Genomic DNA, 26197 nt, shown 5'->3' with positions numbered 1-26197 from the left:
TTCATGGCTTTCCTCGAACTCGCAAACCTCAAGAAATCCTTCGGCGCAACGCAGGTCGTGCATGACTTCAACATGCAGATCGAGAAGGGTGAATTCATCTCCTTCCTCGGCCCGTCGGGCTGCGGCAAGACGACCGTCCTGCGCATGATCGCGGGCTTCGAAACACCTTCCTCCGGTCGCATCGCGATCGGCGGCAAGGAACAGGGCAATCTGAAGCCGAACAAGCGCAACATCGGCATGGTCTTCCAGGCCTACGCGCTGTTCCCCAACATGACGGTTCACGACAACGTTGCCTTCGGCCTCAAGGTCGCCGGTGCGCCGCAGGCGGAAATCGACCAGCGCGTCAAGGAAATGCTCGGGCTGATCAAGCTCGATCATCTTGCCGATCGCTATCCCTACCAGTTGTCCGGCGGCCAGCAGCAGCGCGTGGCACTCGCGCGTGCGCTTGCGGTGAAGCCTCAGGTACTGCTGCTCGACGAGCCGCTGTCAGCGCTCGACGCCAAGATCCGCGTGTCGCTGCGCGAGGAAATCCGCGCCATCCAGCAGAAGCTCGGCATCACAACCGTCTTCGTGACGCACGACCAGGAAGAAGCCCTTTCGATCTCCGACCGCATCGTCGTCATGAACGCCGGTCGCGCCGACCAGATCGGAACCCCCTTCGAGATCTACAACACGCCGGCCACACGCTTCGTCGCCTCCTTCGTCGGCACGCTCAACATGATCGAGGCGAAGGTCGTCGATCCCGTGGTCAACCGCATCCAGATCGGCGATCAGGGCGTCACGCTGAAGCAGTCCGTTGCCGCCTACAAGGCCGGCGACACGGTCTCGCTGGCGCTGCGCCCGGAAGCAGGATCGCTGGCCGAAAGCACCCCGAGCGACACGAAGCTGACGGGCCAGGTCGTCTCTGCCCATTTCCTCGGCTCGGTCATCCGCACCCGCATGAACGTCGGCGGCAACGTCATCTCTTTCGACATGTTCAACAGCCCGGGCGTCACCCCGCCGGCTGCCGGCGAAACCGTGACGCTGCGCTTCATGGCGGCCGACCTCCTCGTCATCCGCGACTGATCAGGCCGCCGCACCAGTTTTGCGGCTTTGCCACACTCGCTTCCACATTTCCGGCGCTGTATTTCGCAGCGCCGGAAATTGCTTGAAATGACATCCTCGATGCGCAACGACTGCTTAAACGTTTTTCGTCGAGCAAAGTCAGCATCATGTCCCCCACCACACCAGTCGCCCCGCCCCGTCGCCTCACCGCGCAGGATTTCCGCACACTTGGCCTTTCGGCCCTCGGTGGCGCGCTTGAGTTCTACGATTTCATCATCTTCGTTTTCTTCGCGGCGGTAATCGGCAAGCTGTTCTTTCCGGCCGACATGCCGGAATGGCTGGTGACCATCCAGACCTTCGGGATCTTTGCCGCGGGCTATCTGGTCCGTCCGCTCGGCGGTATCGTGCTTGCCCACTTCGGCGATCTCTTCGGCCGCAAGCGCGTCTTCGCCTTCTCAATCCTGCTGATGGCGCTCTCGACGCTTGGCATGGCCGCCATGCCGACCTACGCCACGATTGGCGTTGCCGCTCCGATCCTGTTGATCCTGATGCGCATTCTGCAGGGTGCGGCGATCGGCGGCGAAGTGCCCGGCGCCTGGACATTCGTGGCCGAGCACGTACCCTTCCGCCGCGTCGGCTTTGCCTGCGGTTTCCTCTGCTCCGGCCTGACGCTCGGCATCCTGCTCGGATCCTTCATCGCCACGATCATCAATTCCGTCTTCACGCCTCAGGATGTCGCTGCCTATGCATGGCGCATCCCGTTCCTGCTCGGCGGCATCTTCGGCCTCGTTGCGGTCTACCTCCGCCGCTGGCTGCAGGAAACGCCGATCTTCGCGGAAATGAAGCAGGCTCGCTCGCTTACGCCTGAACTGCCGCTGAAGGCCGTCCTGCGCGACTACCCGCGCGGCGTCATCGTCTCCATGCTGCTCACCTGGATCCTGTCTGCCGGCATCGTCGTCACGACGCTTATGACGGCAACCTTCCTGCAGAAGCTCTATGGCTACACCGCGCAGCAGTCGCTTGCCGCGACCAGCTTCGGCACGCTCTTCCTGATCTTCAGCACGGCAGCAGCCGGCGCGATCGTCGACCGGGTTGGGTCAGGACGTTTCTTCGTCGTCGCCAGCATCTTCTTTGCTGCTGCGACCTTCGCCTTCTACACCTACGCCGCAACGTCGCTGACGGTGCTGTTCGTGCTCTACGCGATCATGGGCCTGTCCGTGGGCATGGTCGGCGCCGTGCCCTATGTCATGGTGCGCGCATTCCCGGCACGCGTCCGCTTCAGCGGCCTCTCCTTTTCCTACAACGTCTCATACGCCATCTTCGGCGGCCTGACGCCGCTTGCCGTGGCCTCGCTGCTGCCGCTGAATCCGATGGCGCATGCCTATTATCTGCTGTTCATCGCAGCGCTGGCCTTTGCGCTCGGGCTATACCTGATCGCCAAGGGCGACAGCGTCGAAGCCGAAGTCGGCATCGAGGAACTGAACGAACGTCTTGCCACGAGCGCCTGACGACAACACACTAAGTTAGCAACCGGCCGGCAGGCGTCTCTGCCGGCCCATCGATCAGAGATATTTCAATGATTACTTGCCATCTGCGCTACGTCATCGACCCCTACAAGGTCGCCGAATTTGAAGAATATGCCAGGCTCTGGATTCCGATCGTCAACCGCATGGGCGGCAACCATCACGGCTATTTCCTGCCCTCCGAAGGCGCCAACAACATCGCGGTTGCATTGTTCTCCTTCCCCAGCCTTGCCGCCTATGAAGACTACCGCACGCGAATGGCCGTCGATCCCGAGTGCCAGGCGGCATTCGATCTGGACAAGCGCAACCGCAGCATCATCAGCTACGAGCGCAGTTTCATGCGCCCCGTTCTCGGCTGACCGAGACGTCACCAAATCCGCGAAGGCCGAGCTGTTCGGCCTTCCTTTGCCCCATGACGAGGAATTGAAGAACGATGCCGGCACCTGCGATCAAGATCCTCGACGCGCGCTCCGTACCGGGAAATCCGGCCAAGCCGAACGACGACCGCTTCGGATACAACGAGGCCTGCGCCTTCGTGATCGATGGCGCGACCGGCCTCGGTGACCGCCAATACATGGACGCATCAGGCAGCGACGCCGCCTGGATCGCGGCACGCTTCGCGGATGGCTTCACGCAAGAGATCACGCGCCAGACGCCGGTCTCCGATGTCGCCCGGGCCGTGTCACGGGAGGCCAGAGCCACATTCCTCGGCAGCAACCCCGATGTACCGCGCTACGCCTGGCCGCTCTCCGCCTTTTCGATGATCCATGCCACCGACAACGGTTTGACCTTCTATGGCCTCGGCGATTCCTGCGTCTTCCTCTTGCAGGAAGATGGATCGGTGAGCTTTCACATGGCCATTCCCGACGCCTATGTCAGGGAGCAGGCACAAGCGCAAAGCCATATCGCCCGCACCGGCGGCATCACCAAGGATGGCGGCGCGCTAGGCAATGCGGAAACGCTGGCCGCTCTGCGCCGGCACCGTGAGAGCCAGAACACCGCAGGCGGCATCTGGACCTTGGGCCTCGTGCCGGAATCAGCGGATCATCTCGTGTCGGAAAAATTGAAGATCAACGGCACGGCGCACGCCATCATCTGTAGCGACGGCTTCGCGGATCTCGTGGTTCTTTACGCCGCCTATGATACGGCAAGCCTCATTCGAACAGCGCTGGAAAAGGGTCTCGCGCCGATGATCGAGGAGCTCCGTCGCTTCGAACGGGAAATGGATCCGGAAGGTCTCCGCTATCCCCGCTTCAAGCAGAGCGACGACACGACGGCAATTCTCGTCGAACTTACCGCCTGAGCAAGAGCTGATTTCGATTCAGGATCAGGGCCTTGCGGCGACAAGCTGAATCAATCTGTCTAGCCCTTGAATCAGATCATGAAGACGCAGCCGGTCAGGCCGCGTCCTCGATGTCCTCGTCGCGCTTGCGCGGCACGTAGTTGAGAACCGGCCCAAGCCAGCGCTCGACTTCCGCAACATCCATGCCCTTGCGGTTCGCGTAATCCTCAACCTGATCCCGCTCTACCTTGGCAACGCCGAAGTAGTAGGAATCGGGGTGACCGATATAGATGCCGGAAACGGAAGAGCCCGGCCACATAGCGTAGCTCTCGGTGAGCGTCACGCCGGCAGCCTTCTCCGCATCGAGAAGGCTGAACAACGTCTTCTTCTCGGTATGGTCGGGCTGAGCCGGATAACCGGGCGCTGGGCGGATACCGGCGTATTCCTCGCTGACGAGCTGCTCGTTGCTGAGATGCTCATCTACGGCGTAACCCCAGTATTCGCGACGAACCTGCTCGTGCATGCGCTCGGCAAAGGCTTCGGCGAACCGATCGGCCAGCGCCTTCACGAGGATCGACGAATAATCGTCGTTGGCGCGCTCGAAGCGCTCCGCGATCGCGACTTCCTCGATCCCCGCCGTGACGACGAAGCCGCCGACATAGTCCTGAACACCGCTATCGACGGGTGCAACGAAATCCGACAGCGCAACATTCGGCCGGCCGTCACGCTTCGACAACTGCTGGCGCAGCGTGAAGAAGGTGGCAAGCTCTTCCTTGCGGCTGTCGTCCTTGAACAGACGGATATCGTCGCCAACCGCGTTCGCCGGCCAGAAGCCGATGACGGCGCGCGGATGGAACCACTTCTCGTCGATGATCTTCTTGAGCATCGCCTGCGCGTCAGCCCACAGCGCACGAGCCGCCTCGCCCTGCTTCTCATCCTCGAGAATGGCCGGGAACCGGCCGCGCAACTCCCAGGTCTGGAAGAACGGCGTCCAGTCGATGTACTTGGCGATATCAGCCAGATCGTAGCCGTCGAAAACCTTGGTACCGAGGAAGCTCGGCTTGGTCGGCTTGTAGGCCGCCCAATCGACCTGCTGCGCGTTGTCACGGGCGCGGGCGAGCGGCAGACGCACCTTCTCGGCCTCGCTGCGGGCATGCGCTGCAGCGACCTTGGCGTATTCGGCACGGATATCGGCCACATAGCCGTCACGCGCTTCCGGCGACAGCAGCGAAGAGACGACGCCGACCGCGCGGCTCGCATCCGTCACATAAACCGCCTGGCCCTTTTCGTAGCCCGGATGGATCTTGACCGCAGTGTGGACACGGCTCGTCGTCGCTCCACCGATCAGCAACGGCAGGTCCAGTCCCTGGCGTTCCATCTCAGCAGCAACGTGCACCATCTCATCGAGCGACGGCGTGATCAGGCCGGAAAGACCGATGATATCGACCTTCTCGGCAACGGCGGTCTCGAGAATCTTCGTCGCCGGCACCATGACGCCGAGGTCGATGATCTCGTAGTTGTTGCAGGCGAGCACGACGCCGACGATGTTCTTGCCGATATCGTGGACGTCGCCCTTGACGGTCGCCATCAGGATCTTGCCAGCCGACTTGCGCTCGTCGCCGCCGTTCTGGCGCTTCTCTTCCTCCATGTAGGGAAGAAGCACGGCAACCGCCTGCTTCATCACGCGCGCCGACTTGACGACCTGCGGCAGGAACATCTTGCCCGAGCCGAACAGGTCGCCAACCACGTTCATGCCGGCCATCAGCGGGCCTTCGATGACGTGCAACGGACGCTCGGCCTGCTGGCGGGCTTCCTCGGTGTCGGCGTCGATATACTCGGTAATACCGTTGACCAGCGCATGCTCGAGACGCTTCTCGACGGACCATTCGCGCCAGGAAAGATCCTGCACCCGGCCCTCGCGCGCCGCTCCACCCCGGAACTTCTCGGCCACTTCGAGCAGCCGCTCGGTCGCATCGGCGCGGCGGTTCAGCACCACGTCCTCGCAGGCCTCGCGCAGTTCCGCGTCGATCTGGTCATAGACGGCAAGCTGGCCGGCATTGACGATACCCATGTCCATGCCCGCCTGGATGGCGTGGTAAAGGAACACGGCATGCATCGCCTCGCGCACCGGCTCATTGCCGCGGAACGAGAACGACAGGTTCGAGACCCCACCGGAGATATGCACCAGCGGCATCGTCTTGCGGATCGTCCGCGTTGCCTCGATGAAGTCGACGCCGTAATTGTTGTGCTCCTCGATGCCGGTCGCAACCGCGAAGACGTTCGGATCGAAGATGATGTCCTCGGGCGGGAAGCCCGCCTTTTCTGTCAGCAGCTTGTAGGCTCGCGTGCAGATCTCGACCTTGCGCTCGTAACTGTCGGCCTGCCCGGTCTCATCGAACGCCATGACGACGACAGCCGCGCCATAGGCATGCAGCAGCTTCGCCTGCGCCAGGAAGTTCTCTTCGCCTTCCTTCAGCGAGATCGAGTTGACGATCGGCTTGCCCTGCACCCGCTTCAGGCCGGACTCGATGATCGAGAACTTCGAACTGTCGATCATCACAGGCACGCGGGCGATATCCGGCTCGGCGGCGATCAGGTTCAGGAACTCGACCATCGCCTTTTCGGAATCGATCAGGCCCTCGTCCATGTTGATGTCGATGATCTGTGCGCCGTTTTCCACCTGGTCGCGCGCGACATCGAGCGCCGCTGTGTAATCGGCATTGGTGATCAGCTTGCGGAATTTGGCGGAGCCAGTGACGTTGGTGCGCTCACCGACGTTGACGAAGGGAATGTCCTTGGTCAGTTCGAAGGGCTCGAGACCCGACAGCGACATGAACGGCCGGTGCTCGGGGATCGGGCGCGGCTTGTACTTCGCCACCACCTCGGCAATCGCCTTGATGTGTTCAGGAGTCGAACCGCAGCAGCCGCCAACGATGTTGACGAGGCCCTCGCGGGCAAACTCGTTGATCTGCGCCGCCATCAGTTCCGGCGTCTCGTCATACTGGCCGAATTCGTTCGGCAGGCCGGCATTCGGATAGGCGCAGATGAAGGTGTCGGAAACACCCGACAGTTCCTGCAGGTGCGGACGCATGGCGTTGGCGCCGAGCGCGCAGTTCAGGCCGATCGTGAACGGGTTGGCGTGACGCACCGAGTTCCAGAAGGCGGTCGGCGTCTGGCCGGAGAGCGTGCGGCCGGAAAGATCGGTGATCGTGCCCGAAATCATGACCGGCAGACGAATGCCCTTCGCCTCGAAACGTTCTTCGCAGGCAAAGATCGCGGCCTTCGCGTTCAGCGTATCGAAGATCGTCTCGATCAGGATGATATCGGCGCCGCCATCGATCAGGCCGTCGATCTGCTCCGCATAAGCTGCCCGCAGGTCATCGAAGGTGACGGCGCGGAAGCCCGGATTGTTGACGTCAGGCGAGATCGAGGCCGTGCGGTTCGTCGGGCCGATGGCGCCGGCGACGAAGCGACGCTTGCCGTCCTCGCGCTCGGCGCGGATGCAAGCGCGGCGCACGATCTCGGCGCCTTCCTTGTTCAGCGCGTAAACCTCGCCTTCCATCGCATAATCGGCCTGCGCGATGCGGGTCGACGAGAAGGTGTTGGTCTCGAGAATATCGGCGCCGGCCTTGGCGTATTTGTAATGGATCTCTTCGATCGCATCCGGCTGCGACAGGATCAGAAGGTCGTTGTTGCCCTTCTGATGGCAGGCACAGCCGATGAAGCGATCGCCGCGGAAATGGTCTTCATCGAAGCCCAGACCCTGGATCTGCGTGCCCATGGCGCCATCAAGGACGAGGATGCGTTCGCTGGCGGCTTTCTTGAGCGCAGCAAACACTTCACTACCGTCGCGCTTTGCCCCTTCGGAACCAAACAGAGTATCAAACACGGGCGGACTCCTTGACGTCGTTGCAGACCAAATGGTTCAATCACATAAAGATATCTTTATGTCAATATATCCATCTCATGTGGCGCCTTTGCGGCGCTGGGCAGATGACAGACTCGAGCGGCCCCTATATAGGCGGTTGCGAAGGCTTTGTGCACGAAATCGGAGGAGTATCATGGCACCTGCAAACGGCGACGCCGCGCTCGGAAACTGGACCACCCGCAGCTATCACCGCAACTGGCTTCTTGCACAGGCAAACGGGCTCTTCGATTTCTTCCAGCACGACTCCATCAACCCCAAGGGGGGCTTCGTCGATCTCGATGACACCGGCAAACCGCTCAATGCCGCCGGCCAGGTGCGTCCGATCCATATCGCGTCGCGCGCCGTTCACTGCTTCTCGATCGGCACCCTCCTCGGCCGCCCCGGCGCCGCCGACGTTGTCGATCACGGCATGCAGTACATCTGGAACCATCACCGTGACACCAAGAATGGCGGCTACTTCTGGTCGCTCGATGACAACGGCCCTGTCGATTCAAACAAGCAGGGATACGGCCACGCCTTCGTCCTGCTCGCCGCCTCGTCCGCCAAGACGGTCGGCCATCCGCTGGCCGACGGCATGCTTGCCGACATCACCGAAGTCCTGAACACGAAGTTTTGGGAAACCAAGCACGGCGCCATCGCCGAGGAATTTACCGCCGACTGGCAAGCCCTCGACGGCGGCAACTACCGCGGCCAGAATTCCAACATGCACCTCACCGAAGCGCTGATGGCCGCCTTCGAGGCAACGGGTGACCGCGATTATCTCGCCAAGGCCGAGAGCATCGCCGACCTCATCATCCGCCGCGCGGCCGGTTCCGTCGGCTGGCGCGTCGGCGAACATTTCACCACCGATTGGAGCCTCGACAAGGACTACTACCACCCCAACGAAATGTTCCGTCCCGCAGGCACGACGCCCGGCCACTGGCTGGAATGGGCGCGTCTCCTTCTGCAGCTCTGGGTGCTCGGCGGCAAGAAGCAGGAATGGATGCCGGATGCGGCCAAGAGCCTGTTCTCGCAGTCGATCGCGCTTGGTTGGGACGACGACAAGGGCGGCTTCTTCTATACGCTCGACTGGGACGACAAGCCCGCCAAGCGCAACAAGCTGTGGTGGCCGGCCTGCGAAGGCGCCGGCGCGGCGCACTTCCTCAACGAGCACCTGCCGAGCGACTACCACGAGGAGCACTACCGCCGGATCTGGAACGTCATCGAGCGCTCCTTCATCGATCACAAGAACGGCGGTTGGCATGAGGAACTGACGGAGGATCTCGTTCCCTCGCACAGCCTGTTCCCCGGCAAGGGCGACATCTATCACGCCCTGCAGGCCTGCCTGATCCCCCTCTTCCCGGCAAACGGCAGCCTGACCAAGGTCATCGCCGAAGCCGGCGGCAAGATCTGAGACTACGGGAGCGGCGTCATCAATGGCGCCGCTTTTCTTATGCCTTACGACGACGGTATGCGCGGGTCCTGCACAAGATAGAACTCCGGCACCGGCGTTACGTCGGTGACGAAAAAGCCGAAATTCGTACGCCCCAGGGGATCGACGTAACCATCCTCGAAGCTCAACCGATCATAACTCTCGAAGCGGTTTACAAAACGCGCAAACCGGTCTGACGAAATGAAATCGGGATTGGGATTTGTCTGGCCAAACGACAGACCATCATCAAAGTCGCTCGGCTTGCCCCGGATTTCCTGGAGTTCGAACCCGAAACCGATCCAGGCCAACCCGCTCTGGTTCACGACGGTAACGCGCAGATGAAATGAGCTTTGTTCCGCTGACTGTAGTGGCGACGGCTTTGCCGCCCTGATGACAAGCGTGACCGGCGGAGTTGCCTGATCCATCTCCTCGCTGATTTCGAACGGATCGTCTCGCGTGCCCATGCCTGACACGGACAAGATGCGGAAGCCGCCAAGCTCGTCCGAGAAGGAATAGGCTCCGGCATACCAGCGCCCGTCGTCGGCCGGTCCGGCACTGATGAGTGCCGGTGACAGCAGGACCGCCAGAATTCGCCAACGACGCGTCATCGCTCTCGCTCCTGCCAGCGAGTATCGCAGGCATCGGGGGAATTTCAACAGGCCACCCGCCGGCGCGGTGCCGCGCAAATCCACAACCTGCGACCGATTGGCCCGATGGCCGAAAGCCGTGCATTTATCTGCGCCCGAAAACGACATCGATGATATGGTGACCGCCAATCGTCCCAACGAAACGTGTCAATGCAAAGTAGGAGGGTAAGATGACGACATTGTTCGTGAGGCATCAGGTGTCGGACTACGCAGCCTGGCGCAAGATTTACGACGGGTTCAGGTCCGTCCAGAAGGCGAATGGGGTTCTAGCCGAGGCGGTCTTTCAGGCTGTCGACAATCCCAACGACGTCACCGTCACGCACGAGTTCGCCACGCCGGAAGCGGCACAGGCATTCGGCAAGCTGGAAGAGCTAAGGGCGGCGATGCGCACGGGCGGTGTGTTGGGCGCCCCCACCGTCTGGCTCACCACCAAAGCCTGACAATACGACAGAGCGGCAAAGAGGCTGTGGAAGCTTCGCTGCGGCGGACGACGTGCGCAGCGAAGCTGATAGTTGTCTCGGGCAAGCTCCCCCAGAATGCCCCATCCTGCGGGGAGCACGATGCGATTTGCCATCTCAGGCGAGACGCAGCGCGTCCAGATCCTTCGCCAGCATCAATGCCAGCGCTTCGACGACGAGATTGTGGTCGTCGCGCTGCGGCAATCCCGACACCGTCACGGCCCCGATGCAGCCGGTGCCTTTCACGTTGATCGGGAAGCTGCCGCCGTGCGGCGCGTAGTCGGCATCGGAAAGGCCGTTATCCGCGACCGTCTTGCCCTTCTCCTTGAGATCGACACCGATCGCATAGCTGCTCCTGAAGTAGCGCAGCACCAGATTACGCTTGCGCCGGACCCATTGAACATTGTCGGGCGTCACGCCGGGAAGTGCGGCATAAAAGACGGGCATCGAATGCAGTGTGATGTCGATGGCAATGCCAAGGCTGCGTTCGCTGCCGAGTTCCTGCAGCAGCTTGCCCAGCTGCCAGGCCGTGCCCAGATCGAAAGCGTCGAAGCTCAGCGCCTTTTCCTGCTCCGCGATCCGCTTGAGGTCGTCTTCGCCCGTCACCATGTCTGCTTCCTCTCCTGCAATGCTTTTGACCGAACAATCGCCAGCAGAATGGAAAAGTAAAGCAAAATCGTGATGATACGGATGATGTCAGAACGTCGGCGCCGGGGGAAAATACCTTCAGCTCGCCGCCCGTATCGGTGCAAACTGGCTCATGGCCCCGACAAAGGGCTTGGGTAGCGGTGACGCATAGGAGCCGCGCTTGCTGGTGGACAACCCTAGCGACACCAGCGTCTCGGCCTGCTTGACGGCTGCGGCAACGCCATCGACCACGGGGACGCCATAAATCTCCTGCAGCTCCCGCGCCAGATCGGTCATCCCCGCGCAGCCGAGCACGATCGCCTCCGCGCCATCTTCCGACAGCGCCCGCTCGATCTCCGCGCGAAGTTTGCCGATCGCGCCCGCTGCCTCATCTTCCAGCTCCAGCACCGGGATGTCCGATGCCCTCACCTTCGCCCGGTCGCCCATGCCATAGCGGCGCACGAGGTTGTCGATCAGCACCCGCGAGCGCTCCAGCGTCGTCACCACGGTAAAGCGCTGCGCCAAGAAGCCGGCGGTGGCGACGGCGGATTCGCAAAGCCCGAGCACCGGCACATCGGCGAAACTGCGCGCCGCCTCCAGCCCCGTGTCATCAAAGCAGGCAATAACCGCGGCGTCGTAGGTCCCTGCCCGCTCCTTCAGTTCCGTCAGCAGGCCGGGAATGGCGAGCGCCCCGTCATAATGCCCCTCGATCGACACCGGCCCCATTCTCGAGGTGGCAGCGATGATCTCGGTGCCGGTTGCAGCGACCAGCCGTGCGGCGATAGCCGCCTTCTCGGTCATGCTGGCGGTCGTGTTCGGATTGACGATCAGGATGCGCATGAGATCAGTTTGTCTTTGCCTGGCGCCCGCGCAGCATCATCATGATGCCGAGCGCGACGAGAATGATGGTGAAGGAGAACAGCGTCGTCACCGTACCAAGCGCATAAAGCACCGGCGTCGTCACGTTGGTCGTCATCCCGTAGATCTCGAGCGGCAGCGTGTTGTAGCTGCCTGACGTCATCAGCGTGCGGGCGAACTCGTCATAGGAGAGCGTGAAGCCGAACAGGCCGACGCCGATCAGGCTGGGCGCGATCATCGGCAGCACGACATGCAAGAAGGTCTGCCACGACGTCGCCCCGAGATCGCGCGCCGCCTCTTCATAGGCCGGCGAGAAACGGTTGAACACGGCGAACATGATCAGCACGCCGAAGGGCAGCGTCCATGTCAGATGCGCGCCGAAGGCCGACGAATACCATGCCGGCTTCAGCCCGCCCTGCTGGAACACCACGCCGATGCCGAGGGAGATGATGATGGACGGCACGACGAGGCTGGCGACCGTCGCATAGAACAGCAAGGTGGCGCCACGGAAGCGGCGGCGGAACGCAAGGCCCGCCAGCAGCGACACGACGACGGTGACGACCATGACCATCAGGCCGAGCGAGAAGGAACGGCGGAACGAGGCCCCGAAATCGCCCACCGCCTGCTTCTCGAACAGGTTGAAGAACCAGTGGACGGAAACGCCGTTGAGCGGGAATGTAAGGCCGCCATCGGGCCCCTGGAAGGAGAGGATCAGGATCGCCGACAGCGGGCCGTAGAGGAACAGCACAAACAGGATGAAGAAGGCGGCGAGAACATAGAATTCAAGCGTTCGCTTTTCGTGGTTCATCTCAAAGCTCCTTGCGGATATCGACGACGCGCAGGATGGCCGCGACCATCATCAGGACGACGATCAGAAGCACCACTGCGTTGGCGGCGGCGGCCGGATATTGCAGCAGCGACATCTGGTTCTTCATCATCAGCGCGACCGAGGCGCTCTGCCCGCCGGACATGACCTGCACCGTCGAAAAATCGGCCATGACGAGCGTGACGACGAAGATCGATCCGATGGCGATTCCGGGCTTGGCGAGCGGGATGACGACGTTCCAGAGGATCTGCCAGCCGCTGGCGCCAGCATCGCGCGCCGCCTCGAACAGCGAGCGGTCGATGCGCATCAGCGTGTTGAAGATCGGCGTCACCATGAACAGCGTGTAGAGGTGCACCATGGCAAGCACCACGGCGAAATCGGAATAGAGCAGCCATTCGATCGGCTGCGGGATGATGCCCATCTCGATCAGTGCCGAATTGACCAGTCCATTGCGGCCGAGCACCGGGATCCAGGAGATCATGCGGATGATGTTCGAGGTCATGAACGGCACGGTGCAGACCAGAAACAGGATCATCTGCGTCGACGTGCGGCGGATGTGGAAGGCGAGGAAATAGGCGACCCAGAAACCGATGAAGACGGTGAGCGCCCAGACGATGACGGTGAATTTCAGCGTGTTGAGGTAGGTCTTCCACGTCACCCACGAGCCGAGCGTCTCGGTGTAGTTCATTGTCAGGAAATCGGGATAGAGGCCGGCGAAGTCGTAATCCCAGAAGCTGACCACCGCGATCATCAAAATCGGCAGGATGAAGAAGAAGCCAAGGATCAGGATCAGCGGCGTCGCCTGGAGATAGGAGGCGGCCCACGGCGCCAGCCGAAAGCCCGGGCTGCGCACCCGCTCAGTCGTCTCGTTTGTCTCTGCTGAAGCGATCGTCGCCATCTGCCATCCTCTCGGATTTGCCTTGATATGGAAAGCGGGAGGGATCGGAAGACCCCTCCCCAACCCTCCCCACAAGGGGGAGGGAGTTTTTCTGCCGCCACGTTCCCCGTGAGGAACCGGATCCGTGCCGCAACGCCCACGCTCCCTCCCCCTTGTGGGGAGGGTTTGGGGAGGGGAAAGCGGCACCCGCTACGTCGGGCGATGGCCGCCTTAAGCCGCGATGAACTCGTTCCAGCGGCGAACCATGTAGCGGTCCTCGTCCATGACGGAGTTCCAGCACGCGACATGGCCCATGCGCTCTTCGAACGAGCCGCCGTCGCGAACCGCACCGGCCTTCTCCATGACCTTGCCCTCCGGCGAGAGGATATCGCCCTTGGCGGCCTTGCCTTCGATCCAGTAGCCCCATTCGTCCTCGGTCATGAAGCCCTTGGCGGTGTCCATGCAGGCCGAGTAGTAGCCCTGGCGGTTGAGGTAGCCGCCGACCCAGCCTGATGTGTACCAGTTGATGTATTCATAGGCCGCGTCGAGCTCGGCACCCTTCAGGTGCGAGGCAAGGCCGAGACCGCCGCCCCACGAGCGGTAGCCTTCCTTGAGCGGCTGATACTTGCAGGCGATGCCCTTGGAGCGGACGGCGGCGACAGCCGGCGACCACATGGACTGGATCACGACTTCGCCCGATGCCATCAGGTTGACCGACTCGTCGAACGACTTCCAGAAGGCGCGGAACTGGCCGTCCTGCTTGGCCTTGATCAGGAACTCGATCGTCTTGTCGATCTCTTCCTTGGTCATGTTGCCCTTGTCGGCGTACTTGATGTTGCCGAGCGCTTCCATGATCATCGCGGCATCCATGATGCCGATCGACGGGATGTTGAGGATCGAGGTCTTACCCTTGAACTTCGGGTCCATGATATCGGCCCAGGTCGAGATCTCGCGACCGACGAGGTCGGGGCGGATGCCGAGCGTATCGGCATTGTAGATCGTCGGCATCATGGTGAAGAGCTCGGTCTCGCCCTTTGCGAAGGTCTTGGCGTCCGCGCTCTCGACATAGCCGACCGTGTGCGGCGCCGTGCCCTGCGCAATCACGCTATCCGGCTTCAGCTTGCCGTTCTTGAAGAGCGGAACGACCTTGTCGTAGTACTTCAGCTTCTTCACATCCATCGGCTGGATGACGCCGGTCGGATAGACCTTCTTCAGGATCCAGTATTCGATGTCGGCGATATCGTAGCTGTCAGGCTGCGTGACGGCGCGTTGCGCGGCGGCGTCGGAATCGGTCGCCGTCATCTCGAGCGTGATGCCGAGGTCCTTTTTGCACTGCTCGGCAATCGCGTTGATGTTGGAAACGCCGGTGCCGAACTGGCGAAGCGTGATGTTCGACTGCGCCCAGATCGTCGGGAAGCCGGTGATCAGGCCGGAGCCGGCGGCCGCACCAAGGGCGGCAGCACCCGTCTTCAGCAGGCTGCGGCGGGAAATCCCCGCTGCCGTCTTGGTCGTCTTCTTTTCAGTTGTCATGTCAGTTCCCCTTCTTTTTGGCTGGTGAGGTTCATGCACGGCCGAGGAGGACCGCATCCTCCAGGGCCCAACTCAGAGACACCGCATCGCCGACCGATACGGGTTTGGCGAAGTAATCGCCGTCACTCGCGATGACCGTGAAGTCGTCACTGCCCGCGCCGGCCACGGTGAGTTTCACCGAGGCGCCGCGATATTCGATGTTGGAGACGACGCCGTTGAAACCGAGCGTCTTGTCGGAAGCGGTATCGAGGCGCACCCGATCGGTGCGGATGCCGATATCAACGGGCTCGCCGGCAAGCCTGCCCTCGCCGCGCACCGAAAACGCCTGGCCGCCCGGTGCCTCGAGCGTCAGAACGCCATCGCCGACCGATGCGACACGGCCTGACAGGACATTGTGGTCGCCCATGAAGCGCGCCACGAAGGCGGTCGCCGGCTCCTCGAACACCTTGCGCGGTGTCGCCGCCTGCTCGATCTTGCCGTCGTTCATGATGACGATGATATCGGCAAGCGCCATCGCCTCTTCCTGGCTGTGCGTGACGTGAACGAAGGTGATGCCGAGCGTCTTCTGAAGCTTCTTGAGCTCCGCCCGCATGCGGATCTTCAGGAACGGATCGAGCGCCGACAGCGGCTCGTCGAGCAACAGCGCCTCGGGATCGGTGATCAGCGCGCGGGCGAGAGCGACGCGCTGCTGCTGGCCGCCGGAAAGCTGCGCCGGACGCCTGTTGGCATAGGCCTCCATCTGCATGAGCTTCAGCATATCTAGCGCCTTGGCGCGCCGCTCCTCCTTCTCCACGCCCTTCATCTTCAGGCTGAAGGCGACGTTGTCGATCAGGTCGAGATGCGGAAACAGCGCATAGGACTGGAACATCATCGCCGTGCCGCGCTTGGCCGGCGGAAAATCGGTGACAACGGTATTGCCGAGCCGGATATCGCCCGAGGAGATGCTCTCGTGCCCGGCGATCATCCGAAGCGTCGAGGTCTTGCCGCAGCCCGACGGCCCCAGAAAGCAGCAATAGGAGCCAGCCGGTATCTTCAGGCTGATCGCGTGCACGGCCGTGGTGGCCCCGTACACCTTCGAAACGGATGCAATATCGATCTCTGCCGCTTTCGACATCATGTCTTCCCCTGTTCGAGAAAGACGATGCATCTGCCGTGCCAGTTTCTATTGCGGCGCAACAACCCGTTACAAAAGCTCGAATTTCTGCCGGATCAACAACTGCGCAAAACTTGAGCCGCCCAGCGACGTGCACACGAAATAGGCTTTTGTCCGCAATTAAAGCAAAGGATCGTATACAATTTAGCCGCAACTTTGATCACAAAATCCGGTTAACTTTTCAACCAAAGGCGGATATCATTTGCCGGTCAAAGGGTACCAGATTTCATGAATACCGCTACCAATGCCATCCAAGCGACCGATGATTCAGCCGAATCCGGCGCCCAGCAGATCCGCGATGCCATTCGCGACGCAATCGTGGAACGCCGCCTGACGCCAGGAACGAAGCTGTCGGAAAGCGATGTCGGCAACCTCTTCAATGTCAGCCGGACATTGGCGCGCGCCGCATTGCAGGCGCTATCCTATGAAGGCTTGGTCAGCGTCGAAAAGAACCGCGGCGCCTTCGTTGCCTACCCCTCGCCGGAGGAAGCCCGCCAGATCTTTGCGGCCCGGCGACTGATCGAGCCCGGCATCCTGCGCGAGGCGGCTGCCAAGATAACCCCCTCAGAAATCCAGCATCTGAAGCAGCTCCTGCTCGAAGAGACGCGGCTGATGGGCGAGCGCGGCCAGACCGCGCGGCGCGCCGAAATCAAGGCATCGGGCGATTTTCACCTGACGATCGCAGCCATTTCCGGCAATGCGATCATGCAGAGGTTCATGGATGAACTGGTCGCCAGGTCTTCCCTGGTGATCGCGCTCTACGGACAGTCAACGATTTCAAGCTGCGGCCATTCCGAGCATGGCGACATTGTCGCCGCCATCGAGCGTAACGACTTGGACCAGGCCTGCCATCTCATGGTACATCACATCGCTCACATCGAGGCCGATCTCGACCTGCGCGAGCGAAAGAGCCAGGGACTGAAGGAAGCTTTCGACGTCTAGGGCCCCGACCGCGTTTTCCGCTTGAGGCGATCGCGGCACCGAACAGGTCGCCGCGATGCTTAGAATCAACCGCGCGAGCGACGCTCGGCGGGCGCGCCGGCAACCGCGACGATATCGGGCGTTCCGGTGGCATGAAGGCGTTTACGCACGAGAACGGCCATGACGCGAGCGGCCGTGGAGAAGCTCATCTGGTCGAGCGGTCCCTCGCCTTCCCATGGTTTCGTCAGCCGCTCGGTGACGGCGCCGACGATGTTCATGGGCACGATGTCGTCGCATTCGCGCATCGCTTCGAAGACGCGACTGATGGGAACGACCCGCCCGTCAAATGTCACGATCGGTTCAGTGAGTTCCGTATCCCATTCTTCGAACGCATAAAGCGCATCGCGAAAGAGTTCCTGAAGGGTGAACGGGGCGTGTCCGTTGTGAAGTGGCGGCAAGGCATTCGTCATGTCTGTCTCCTCTTGTAGGGATAGTGCCAATTCCTCCTCATCGGTCGGGATCACCTTGGAGGCAGAACTCTGGCCTCCTTCCGAACCGAATAACACGATCAATGTTATAGTGTAATATCTGCGTGATAAAGCCTTTTATCCGCCCCAGCCTCGCAGCGGCGCCGATAAAGACAGTTATGCCATTGATATTATGGACAATACCAATGGCATATTTCAGATCAACTTAAGGTGCGAAACGCCGCAACTGCCCTTACCGGGCGATCGAGAACGACATGTTGACGGTGATGTTGTAGCTCGTCTCGCCGCCTTGAACCGGCACGGCCGAATCGGCACCCGCCTTCATCATCGCCGCGCGAAACACAGGAACAGGCTGCGGCCGCGGCCCGTCTTCCCTGATCTCGATGACGTTGCCGAGCTTGACGCCGGCAGCCTCGGCGAGCGTTCTCGCCTTTCTCATCGCATCGGCGACGGCATCTTTTCGCGCCGCTTCCATGGCGCTCTCAGGCTTGTCATTGGTAAACTGGATATCCCCGCCCTGGTTGACGCCGAGCGTTACAGACTGGTCGATGATGGCCCCGAGCTTCGAGAGATCGCGAACCCGCACGGTCAGCGAATTGGAAACCTGGTAACCCAGCAGTTCGGGCGGCTGCGGCTGCCCGTCACTGCCCTGCGGAAAACGAAACTGCGGCTGAACCGAGAAACCGGATGTCTGCAGGTCGCGTTCGGCCACGCCGGCCTTTTTCAAGGCATCGAGAACGTCGCTCATCGCCTTGTTGTTTCCGTCAAGCGCCTCGCGAGCGGTCTTTTCCACCTTGACGACGGACAGGTTGAGCACCGCCATATCAGGTGCGATAGACGAGCTGCCTTCACCGGCAACAGAAATAACGGATGGCGGCGAATCGGCGGCCAGCGCAGGCACGCTGGCGGCAGCCGCAATCGGCAAGCCGAGCAGAAGACCGAAGGCAATCGTTTTGTTTTGCAGCAATGGCATGTTTTCACTCCCCGATTGTGATTTACGCCTTCCGTCTTGCCGTTTGATTGTGAAGCTATTGCGGCAGTCCCTTGTGACGATTGAAGAATTGCGTTAGAGCGAAACCGCACCGGCGAACCATTGCGCCGAGCGCACGACGACACCCTCGTCGCGGGCCTGTAGCTCAATGGTTAGAGCCGGCGGCTCATAACCGCTTGGTTGGGGGTTCGAGTCCCTCCGGGCCCACCATTTCCTACTGTGAATTATTGTTTTTCCTCCCATCGCCTAAGACTGAGACCGCTCGTGCCCCTTTGTAACGAAGAAATTCGCGGCGACGAACAACTCATTGCCCTAACGCGGGACCGGCATGATGCCGCGGATTTGATTTTCAACGACTATCGAGGCTCAGTAGCTGCAGGTCCAGTTGTTAGTTGGCCTGAATCCAGCGTCGCAAGCCGGATTCACCGACGTCCGCGGGTTGTACTGATAATCCGGCGGACTGGGATTGGGGTGTGTCGTGCAAGCTATGTTAAGCACAGCTAAACCTGCCATCAATCCGACTGCAACAAATGTTCGAATAGCGCCCATGGAACACTCCTAACCGCGCTCGCTATAAGCGAAAATGCCGCACGAGCCGCGAGATGCAAGGGTATGCACGCCGACTGATCGCTTTTTGTCCGATAGCATCACTTCGTTGCAAGGAAAAACCTCAGGTATGGCCGGTATCCCACCGCTGCGTATCGCGCGGCCGGCAGCATCGTTCGTATCAGGCGGAAAAGGCACCCTTTCGTCGAAAGCGCAGAGATCCTCGCTCAAGCGACCGAAGCTCTTTGTGATGGCGCCTCTGACACTTTGGAGTGTATGCTCATGCTGCATTACCTCCAAAGAATGTGTGGATTGCTGCAATTGGGAAATTTCCGAATCTCCTGCAGCGGTTACGATGTTTGCGGATGATTACTTTGCCTAGTCATCAAGAGGTCACTGCAAAACGAACATTGTCTGTTTTGCGGTGACCTCGCCAGAATCGGATCATTTGCGGCCGATGCCACGCGCTGACGACGGAAACGAAGACGCGTGTGCACCGAGAACGAGGGGATCTCCGATGAGCCTTGCCGCGCTAGGCTTTTTCATCGCGGCCATGCTGCTTGCGGCGCCGGTGGTGTCCCTGTCTTCAGCTCTTGCCCAACCATGCGAACCGCAGACCTTTGAGGAGACCCGCTTCATCGTCTGTACGTGGGAACCGGGAAAGGCCGAGCTGCGATTGTTTTGGAAGAATGGCGAGGATGAGCCCTACCGCTATTTTTCAAATGTTGCCGATGCCGTTCGCGCAGAAGGGCGGACACTGACCTTTGCGGTCAATGCCGGCATGTACCTTTCCGACTTCTCGCCGCTGGGTCTCTACATCGAAAATGGCCATGAGCTGCGACCCGCCAATACGGCACAAATGATGGGCTCCGTCGTGCCGAACTTCTACAAGAAGCCCAACGGCGTGTTCTTTGTTCAGGAGCAAGGTGCTGGGATACTCCCTACCGATGATTATCTGAAGCGTGGGCTCGATGTGCGTTTCGCCACCCAGTCCGGCCCGCTTCTTGTCATCGAGAACAGGTTAAACCCGATCTTTATCCCAGGCTCATCAGACAGAACCCGCCGCAGCGGCGTAGGTGAGTGCGGGGGCACGGTTCGCTTCGCAATCAGCGAAGACGCTGTGAATTTTCATGATTTCGCGCGACTGTTTCGCGACCAGCTGAAATGTACCAATGCCCTGTTTCTCGACGGCGGCGGCGGCGTGGGCATTTACGCTCCTGCATTGGAGCGCAACGACATGTCCCTGCATGGCGGTTTCGGCCCTATCTTGGGCCTCGTGGAGCGATGAGCCTATCCGTGGGATTGCGAGATGCGCTCGTCTGCTTGATGCCGCGGGCGCCCTGCTCTCGTCTCAATTCGAGATCAGATGATTGCCGCGCCGACGCGATTGCTGCAAAGACGTGCCTGATAGCGTCGCCGAAAGGGAAGAGAGACGATGAGCTACGATTTTCACGTTGGCCAGAAGGTCGTTTGTATCGACGATACGTTCAAGCACGTCAGCATCGACCAGGGCATTCGCAAGGGCGAGATCTATACGCTGCGCTGGGTCGGCGAGTACACACATTACATCGACGGCACCTTCTTCGGTGTGAAGCTGGAAGAGCTGCATCGCGGCAACGATGACGGGCCGGAAGGATATGGCGCCGCCGACATGCCGTTTCGCGCCACACGTTTCCGGCCGCTCGTCAAAGACAAGATCTCGTCTCTGCGCAAGCTGCTGAACCCCACGCCTGATGCTCCTGTCGAACCCAAGGTGAAGGTCAAGAAGACGGAAAAGGTCTGAGCGCGGTCGACACAGACCTTGATTGATGGCCGCGTTGCTGTAGACACCACGCTAGGACGCGACTGCCATGAACTTTAGCATGGGGTCGGGCGACGGATTGACGTCAAGTTGCTGCCACGAGATCACGTGACCGTCCTTTGATCATCTCGATCCCCCTCGCCTATCTCAACGAACGACCGACGCTCGCACCATTTGTGTGAGAAAATCGGCTTGCTCCTTCATGATCGCCGCAATTGAATGACGTAGCATTTTGGCGCTATATAGGACGATCGCAAAAATCTCAGAGAGACGCGCCGGTGCTGCAGGAAATCACGAACGAGACCATTGCCGAGAGCGGCTACCGACGGATTCGGGCCGATATCATATTCGGCAGGCTGGCTCCCGGGCAGAAGCTGAAGCTGGAAAGCCTGAAAGAATCCTACGAGACGAGCATCAGCACCCTGCGCGAAATCCTCAACCGTCTGTCTTCGGAAGGCCTCGTCGTTGCCGAAGGTCAGCGCGGTTTCGAGGTTTCTCCGATGTCGGTCGCCGATCTCAAGGAGATCGCGGCACTTCGTCTGCTTCTGGAAACCCATGCGCTCGAGCAATCATTCGCCTATGGCGAGGTCGAATGGGAAGCGCGCCTCGTGTCGGCGCACTACAAGCTGGCCCGCATGGAGAAGGTGATGGCGTCGGGCGACGCCACCAAGGCCGAGGACTGGAAGCGCTATGACTGGGAGTTTCACCAGGCATTGATTTCGGCGTGCGGATCGAAACTCTTGATGGAGACCCACTCCGCCGTCTTCGACAAGTATCTGCGATACCAGATGGTAGCCCTCTCCTATCGCGGCGATGTCGCCGCCAACGAGCATCAGCAACTGCTGGACGCGGCCTTGAAGCGCGATGGCGATACGGCCAAGCGGGTTCTCGCCTTGCATATTCAAGGCGGCGTCGAACACGCCTTGGCAAAGGGCTCGCTTTCGTAGCGCATGACCTGACGCCGGTGACGAAATCATCATATCAAGTGCATCCTGTTGTACATTTTCGGCTCCTCCGTTGTATTGTGGAGCGAACCAGGAGGGGCCATGCTCAAGCGTGTAGTGGAATCGACCGAGACGGTCGGTGACGTCGTTTTCCGGCAGATCCGGCAGGACATCATCTCGGGCGCGTTGCCGCCGGGCGCCAAGATAAAGCTTGAGCAGGCGAAGGAGCGCTATTCCATCAGCGTCTCGTCCCTGCGCGAAATCCTCTGTCGCCTGACGAACGAAAATCTGGTGATTGCGGAAGGCCAGCGCGGCTTCGAGGTCAGCCCGGCCTCACGGAAAGAACTGATCGAGCTTGCCGACCTCAGGATCGTGCTGGAAACGCATGCGATCGGCCTTGCCTTTGCTGCCGGCAATCTCGAGTGGGAAGGCCAGATCGTGGCCGCCCATCACAAGCTCGCGGCAGCGGAAAAGAACCTGCTGGCTGGCGATGCCTCCCGGACCATCGATTGGGTCCGATACGACTGGGAGTTCCACCAGGCCATCGTCTCCGCCTGCAACTCGGCAACGCTGATGACGACGCTATCGTCCGTCTTCGACCGCTTTCTCCGCTATCACATGCTCGCCCAGAGCTTCCGAGGCAAGGCTGTCGTCGACGATCACAAGCTCCTGTTCGAACTCGCCATCAAACGGGATGTTGAAGGCGCAAGAGAGGTCGTGCGGCGACACGTGCAAAGCGGCGTGGAACACGTGCTGAAAAGCGGCCGCATCCCCTGATACCCACCCGGCGCTCGTCCTCCTAGGTAGCGTCTTTCGGTACGCCTTCCGGCCGCATCTGCTTTTTCAGAGCGGCGATCCGGAAGATCGCATTCGGCGCACCATATCCGCGATAGCCGCGGCGCTCGACGATCTCGAAGAAGAAGCCCTCCCCGTAGGTTCCGCTGTAGAGCTGGAAATACTCGCCGTGTTCGTCACGATCGTAGAGGATATTTTCGGCCTTCAATCGCTCCGTGAGCTCCGGATCAAGGCCGAACCGAGCCTCGATATCGTCGTAGTAGTTGGGAGAGATGTGCAGCGGCTTGAAGCCATGCCGCCGAAGGGCCTCTGCGGTGACAAAGATATCATCCGTTGAGAAGGCCAGGTGCTGGATGCCCGATCCGAACTTCTCGGCAATGAAATGCCCGGCCAGGGTTCGGCGGTTCTCGGCACCGTTCATCGTAATCCGCAGTGCGCCAGTCGTGTTCTCGACGACCTGACTACGCACCACGCCGCTCGGATCGATGATATCGACCATCGGCGTCTTGGTCGCCTCGAAGATCGACGTATAGAAAAGCAGCCAAGTGAGCATCTCGTCATAGGCGACCGTCTGGGCAATGTGATCAACGCGGATGAGCCCGGCGGTCCGCGCTTCACCGTCGTCGGCAACCGGCTCGAAATCGATCTCGGAGAAGCGGCCAAGCGCGCTCTTGTCGTCGATCAGATAGATAAGACCGCCGCCGACGCCCCGGATCGCCGGAAGCTCAAGCTCGCCGTCAGCCACGGGCTGGCGAAATGGCTCTGCATCGAGCGCCAGCGCGCGCTCGTAGGCCTTCGCTGCATCGTCGACCACAAGTGCAAGCGCGTAAGCAAATGTTCCATGGACAGCATAGGCAGCGTTGGCAAACCCGGCCTGATCGACGTTGATCAGTATCCGTATCTCGCCCTGCTCGAAGAGCGTGACCTTCTTGGTCTTGTGGACAGCGCTTTTCCGAAAGCCAAGCGCTTCCAGCAGGCCAACCAATCCGACGGCCTCATCCTCATCGGTCGCGAATTCGACGAAGCCGATCCCTTTGACCTTGGCTCGTTCCGGCATGGCAGCGCCGACGGGGCTGCTTTCGCCCAAGCTGCGCCGCACCTGATCGCCGAGGTAGACCAGTGAGCGATGGCCGTCGGCTGCGATGGCGCGGGTGGAACCTCCGCGAAACTGGTCGTTGAAAATCTCCAGCGAGAAGTAGCCATCATATCCGGTTGAGGCGACCGCTTCGGCGAAGGCCGTAACCGGCAGGTCGCCCTCACCAGGCATATTGCGGAAGTGGCGGCTCCAATAAAGCAGATCCATATCGATCAGCGGAGCATCGGCGAGCTGGACGATGAAGATCTTCTCCTTGGGGATCGATCGGATGGAGTTGATGTCGATCTTGCGCGACAGAGAATGAAAGCTGTCGAGAATGAGCCCGACATTCGGGTGGTCCGCGCGCCGCACGATCTCCCAGGCATCCCGGTGATCGTTGATATGGCGACCCCAGGCAAGCGCCTCGTAGCCGACCCTCAGCCCGCGTTTGGCGGCCCGCTCGCCCAGTTCGCGGAAGTCTGCGGCAGCGCGGTCGATGCCGCCAATAGAGGCTGGCGAAACGTTGGAGCAGACGAGCACCAGATCGGTGCCGAGCTCCTGCATCACATCGAACTTGCGCTCGGCGCGATCGAAGGTTCGGCTTCGCAGCGGCTCCGGCATACCCTCGAAATCCCGGAAAGGCTGGAACAGCGTGATCTCGAGCCCCTGGTCCCTCGCCATCTTGCCGACATCGGCCGGGCTGCCATCGAACGCCAGAAAATCGTTCTCGAAAATCTCGACGCCCTTGAATCCGGCACGCGCGATCGCCTCAAGCTTCTCCGGCAGTTCGCCGCTAATGGTTACGGTCGCAATGGAGGTCTTCATGGCCACAGCCCTTCCCCGTTTCAGCGTGATGAGGAGAAGCCGGAGGCACGATTGGGTGCCTCCGCCAAAATCCTCCTGCAGTCATTATGACGAATGTCGTGAATATTTCAATTCGGTTGGTGAAAATTGGATTCTCATATGATTTCGAAAAACTATGTTGATTTATCGGTCCCGGTCTGCCAATTATTAACAACAGTCAATTTGGTGAGGGATGGCTGTCCGGTCGAAGGACCGTCAAACGGAGGAGGAATAAATGTTCAAATCAATGCTGACGCGCCGAAATGCCATGCTTGGCGCTGCCGCGGTCGTCGCCGCTGTCGCCATGGCTCAGCCGGCGAGCGCAATCACGCCCGACGAGATCAAGGCCAAAGGCAAGCTCGTGGTCGGGATCCAGGGCGACAACCCGCCGTGGGGTTTCGTGACCAGCGCAGGCAAGCAGGATGGCCTTGATGCCGACATCGCAACGCTGTTCGGCAAAGAGCTCGGCGTTCCGGTCGAATTCGTCCCGCTTGAAGTGAACAACCGCATTCCGGCGCTGACGACGGGCCGCGTTGACGTTCTCTTCGCAACCATGGCCATGCTTCCGGATCGCGCAAAGGCCGTCCAGTTCAGCAAGCCTTATGTGGCCAACGCGATCGTGCTGATCGGACCGAAGTCGGCCGAGATCAAGACGAACGCCGACATGGCCAAATTCACGGTCGGCGTTGCCAAGGGCGCCGCCCAGGATACGCAGGTCACCAAGAACGCGCCTGCGAACACGACGATCCGCCGCTACGACGGTGATGCCGCCAGCGTGCAGGCACTTGCCTCCGGCCAGGTCGATACGCTCGGTGGCAACATCTTCTACATGGATCGCGTCGAAAAGGCCCGCCCGGGCGAGTTCGAAAACAAGCTCGAGTTCCAGAAACTCTACAACGGCGCCTGCACGCGCCTGGGTGAAAAGGAAATCAACGCGGCGCTCAACACCTTCATCGACAAGATCAAGGCAAACGGCGAGCTGAAGAAGGTCTACGACAAGTGGATGAAGGTTCCGGTTCCTGAGTTCCCCGCGACCCTGGACGGCATTCCGTTCACCGTGAACTGAGCCTTTCTACCCTGACACTACGGACCGCCGAGGTGGGCATCAACGATGCCCGCCAACGCCGACACCATGCCGCCGGACGAGCCTCGGCTTGCGGCGAGGAGCGTGATGATGAGCAAGACAATCTTTGTACTCAACGGCCCGAACCTCAACCTGCTCGGTCAACGCGAGCCGGCGATCTACGGCACCACGACGCTTCATGACATTCGCGAGCGATGCATCGCCAAGGCTCGGTCACTTGGCTTCGACGTCGACTTCCGACAGACGAACTTCGAAGGCGAACTGGTCGAAAGCGTTCATCAGGCGCGCAACGAGGCGTGCGGCATCGTCATCAATCCCGCTGCCTACACCTTCACATCCATTGCGCTGCTGGATGCGCTGAAGACATTCGACCCGCCGAAGATCGAGCTGCATATCTCGAACGTGCATGCCCGCGAGAGCATCTACCACAACTCGCTGATCTCACGCATCGCAACCTCGATCATGATCGGCTTCGGTGCCGACGGATACGAATTGGCGATCCAGGCCATGGCCGGGATGGTCACGCGCGCGGCGCATTGAAGACG

25 protein-coding genes and 1 tRNA gene are annotated in these 26197 nt (G+C 60.7%); 14 read left to right on the top strand and 12 right to left on the bottom strand.

The window, feature by feature from the left end:
- Positions 1-3 precede the first annotated feature (3 nt).
- Positions 4-1065, top strand: a complete 1062-nt coding sequence (locus A6U87_RS22560; RefSeq protein ID WP_065693551.1) for an ABC transporter ATP-binding protein — start codon at positions 4-6, stop codon at positions 1063-1065.
- Here A6U87_RS22560 and A6U87_RS29960 read toward each other — a convergent pair.
- Entirely contained in the window at positions 1052-1213 is a 162-nt protein-coding gene (locus A6U87_RS29960; protein ID WP_158007292.1) for a hypothetical protein, read from the bottom strand. The two genes, A6U87_RS22560 and A6U87_RS29960, sit on opposite strands and share 14 nt — an antisense overlap.
- Between A6U87_RS29960 and A6U87_RS22555 the strand changes: the two genes are divergently transcribed.
- The 3 genes from A6U87_RS22555 (at position 1212) to A6U87_RS22545 (ending at position 3870) form a co-directional block, all read left to right on the top strand.
- Positions 1212-2552: an MFS transporter gene (locus tag A6U87_RS22555; protein WP_065693550.1), complete on the top strand. Its 1341-nt coding sequence runs from the start codon at positions 1212-1214 to the stop codon at positions 2550-2552. The genes A6U87_RS29960 and A6U87_RS22555 overlap by 2 nt on opposite strands.
- Before the next feature lie 68 nt (positions 2553-2620).
- Positions 2621-2926 (top strand): NIPSNAP family protein, encoded by a 306-nt coding sequence (locus tag A6U87_RS22550; protein ID WP_047505879.1) that lies wholly within the window; start codon positions 2621-2623, stop codon positions 2924-2926.
- Positions 2927-3000: 74 nt separating this feature from the next.
- The gene (locus A6U87_RS22545; protein WP_065693549.1) at positions 3001-3870 is read left to right on the top strand and encodes a hypothetical protein; all 870 of its coding nucleotides are present in this window, start codon (positions 3001-3003) and stop codon (positions 3868-3870) included.
- A 94-nt stretch (positions 3871-3964) separates the two neighbouring features.
- Here the strand turns inward: A6U87_RS22545 and metH are convergent, their stop codons facing one another.
- Positions 3965-7738, bottom strand: coding sequence for a methionine synthase (gene metH / locus A6U87_RS22540; RefSeq protein WP_065693548.1), 3774 nt, complete (start codon positions 7736-7738; stop codon positions 3965-3967).
- A 172-nt stretch (positions 7739-7910) separates the two neighbouring features.
- Between metH and A6U87_RS22535 the strand changes: the two genes are divergently transcribed.
- Complete coding sequence (locus A6U87_RS22535) at positions 7911-9170, top strand: AGE family epimerase/isomerase (RefSeq protein ID WP_065693547.1); 1260 nt, start codon at positions 7911-7913, stop codon at positions 9168-9170.
- A 44-nt stretch (positions 9171-9214) separates the two neighbouring features.
- Here A6U87_RS22535 and A6U87_RS22530 read toward each other — a convergent pair whose 3' ends face one another.
- Positions 9215-9796, bottom strand: coding sequence for a hypothetical protein (locus A6U87_RS22530; RefSeq protein ID WP_065693546.1), 582 nt, complete (start codon positions 9794-9796; stop codon positions 9215-9217).
- 209 nt (positions 9797-10005) lie between these two features.
- On the opposite strand from A6U87_RS22530, the gene A6U87_RS22525 reads away from it, so the two are divergent.
- Positions 10006-10275: an antibiotic biosynthesis monooxygenase gene (locus A6U87_RS22525; RefSeq protein WP_065693545.1), complete on the top strand. Its 270-nt coding sequence runs from the start codon at positions 10006-10008 to the stop codon at positions 10273-10275.
- A 135-nt stretch (positions 10276-10410) separates the two neighbouring features.
- Here A6U87_RS22525 and A6U87_RS22520 read toward each other — a convergent pair whose 3' ends face one another.
- The 6 genes from A6U87_RS22520 to A6U87_RS22495 form a co-directional block, all read right to left on the bottom strand.
- The gene (locus A6U87_RS22520; RefSeq protein ID WP_198928753.1) at positions 10411-10899 is read right to left on the bottom strand and encodes a heme-degrading domain-containing protein; all 489 of its coding nucleotides are present in this window, start codon (positions 10897-10899) and stop codon (positions 10411-10413) included.
- A 120-nt stretch (positions 10900-11019) separates the two neighbouring features.
- Positions 11020-11760 (bottom strand): aspartate/glutamate racemase family protein, encoded by a 741-nt coding sequence (locus A6U87_RS22515; protein ID WP_065693543.1) that lies wholly within the window; start codon positions 11758-11760, stop codon positions 11020-11022.
- 4 nt (positions 11761-11764) lie between these two features.
- Positions 11765-12586 (bottom strand): ABC transporter permease, encoded by an 822-nt coding sequence (locus A6U87_RS22510; RefSeq protein WP_065693542.1) that lies wholly within the window; start codon positions 12584-12586, stop codon positions 11765-11767.
- A gap of 1 nt (position 12587) precedes the next feature.
- Positions 12588-13502: an ABC transporter permease gene (locus tag A6U87_RS22505; protein WP_065693541.1), complete on the bottom strand. Its 915-nt coding sequence runs from the start codon at positions 13500-13502 to the stop codon at positions 12588-12590.
- Between the two features lie 210 nt (positions 13503-13712).
- On the bottom strand, positions 13713-15011 hold the full coding sequence (locus A6U87_RS22500) for a PotD/PotF family extracellular solute-binding protein (protein ID WP_065693540.1): 1299 nt from the start codon (positions 15009-15011) through the stop codon (positions 13713-13715).
- A 31-nt stretch (positions 15012-15042) separates the two neighbouring features.
- Positions 15043-16125, bottom strand: coding sequence for an ABC transporter ATP-binding protein (locus A6U87_RS22495; RefSeq protein WP_065693539.1), 1083 nt, complete (start codon positions 16123-16125; stop codon positions 15043-15045).
- 267 nt (positions 16126-16392) lie between these two features.
- Here A6U87_RS22495 and A6U87_RS22490 point away from each other — a divergent pair, with 267 nt between their 5' ends.
- Positions 16393-17106, top strand: a complete 714-nt coding sequence (locus A6U87_RS22490; protein WP_065693538.1) for a GntR family transcriptional regulator — start codon at positions 16393-16395, stop codon at positions 17104-17106.
- A 65-nt stretch (positions 17107-17171) separates the two neighbouring features.
- Here the strand turns inward: A6U87_RS22490 and A6U87_RS22485 are convergent, their stop codons facing one another.
- Both A6U87_RS22485 and A6U87_RS22480 read right to left on the bottom strand, forming a co-directional pair.
- Entirely contained in the window at positions 17172-17555 is a 384-nt protein-coding gene (locus A6U87_RS22485; RefSeq protein WP_065693537.1) for a hypothetical protein, read from the bottom strand.
- 250 nt (positions 17556-17805) lie between these two features.
- Complete coding sequence (locus A6U87_RS22480; protein ID WP_065693536.1) at positions 17806-18546, bottom strand: SIMPL domain-containing protein; 741 nt, start codon at positions 18544-18546, stop codon at positions 17806-17808.
- A gap of 152 nt (positions 18547-18698) precedes the next feature.
- Between A6U87_RS22480 and A6U87_RS22475 the strand changes: the two genes are divergently transcribed.
- The 5 genes from A6U87_RS22475 to A6U87_RS22450 all read left to right on the top strand — a co-directional run bounded on the left by A6U87_RS22475 (position 18699) and on the right by A6U87_RS22450 (position 22632).
- Positions 18699-18774 (top strand) — tRNA-Ile (locus A6U87_RS22475).
- Positions 18775-19627: 853 nt separating this feature from the next.
- On the top strand, positions 19628-20398 hold the full coding sequence (locus A6U87_RS22465) for a phosphodiester glycosidase family protein (protein WP_065693534.1): 771 nt from the start codon (positions 19628-19630) through the stop codon (positions 20396-20398).
- A 147-nt stretch (positions 20399-20545) separates the two neighbouring features.
- The gene (locus A6U87_RS22460; RefSeq protein WP_065693533.1) at positions 20546-20893 is read left to right on the top strand and encodes a CAP-Gly domain protein; all 348 of its coding nucleotides are present in this window, start codon (positions 20546-20548) and stop codon (positions 20891-20893) included.
- Between the two features lie 296 nt (positions 20894-21189).
- Entirely contained in the window at positions 21190-21858 is a 669-nt protein-coding gene (locus A6U87_RS22455) for a GntR family transcriptional regulator (protein WP_065693532.1), read from the top strand.
- A gap of 99 nt (positions 21859-21957) precedes the next feature.
- Positions 21958-22632: a GntR family transcriptional regulator gene (locus tag A6U87_RS22450; protein ID WP_065693531.1), complete on the top strand. Its 675-nt coding sequence runs from the start codon at positions 21958-21960 to the stop codon at positions 22630-22632.
- Positions 22633-22654: 22 nt separating this feature from the next.
- On the opposite strand, the gene A6U87_RS22445 is transcribed toward A6U87_RS22450, so the two are convergent.
- Positions 22655-24550 carry a bifunctional sugar phosphate isomerase/epimerase/4-hydroxyphenylpyruvate dioxygenase family protein gene (locus A6U87_RS22445; RefSeq protein WP_065693530.1) on the bottom strand — a complete coding sequence of 632 codons (1896 nt, stop codon included), beginning with the start codon at positions 24548-24550 and terminating at the stop codon, positions 22655-22657.
- A 253-nt stretch (positions 24551-24803) separates the two neighbouring features.
- On the opposite strand from A6U87_RS22445, the gene A6U87_RS22440 reads away from it, so the two are divergent.
- Entirely contained in the window at positions 24804-25634 is an 831-nt protein-coding gene (locus A6U87_RS22440) for a transporter substrate-binding domain-containing protein (protein WP_065693529.1), read from the top strand.
- A 108-nt stretch (positions 25635-25742) separates the two neighbouring features.
- A complete protein-coding gene (locus A6U87_RS22435; RefSeq protein ID WP_065693781.1) occupies positions 25743-26192 on the top strand; it encodes a type II 3-dehydroquinate dehydratase in 450 nt (149 codons plus the stop codon).
- Positions 26193-26197: the final 5 nt, after the last annotated feature.

The sequence above is a fragment of the Rhizobium sp. AC44/96 genome, from assembly GCF_001692185.1.
Taxonomy (GTDB): Bacteria; Pseudomonadota; Alphaproteobacteria; order Rhizobiales; family Rhizobiaceae; genus Rhizobium.
Note: the sequence above shows the minus strand (reverse complement) of the source record. Positions and strands in the feature narration are given on the sequence as shown.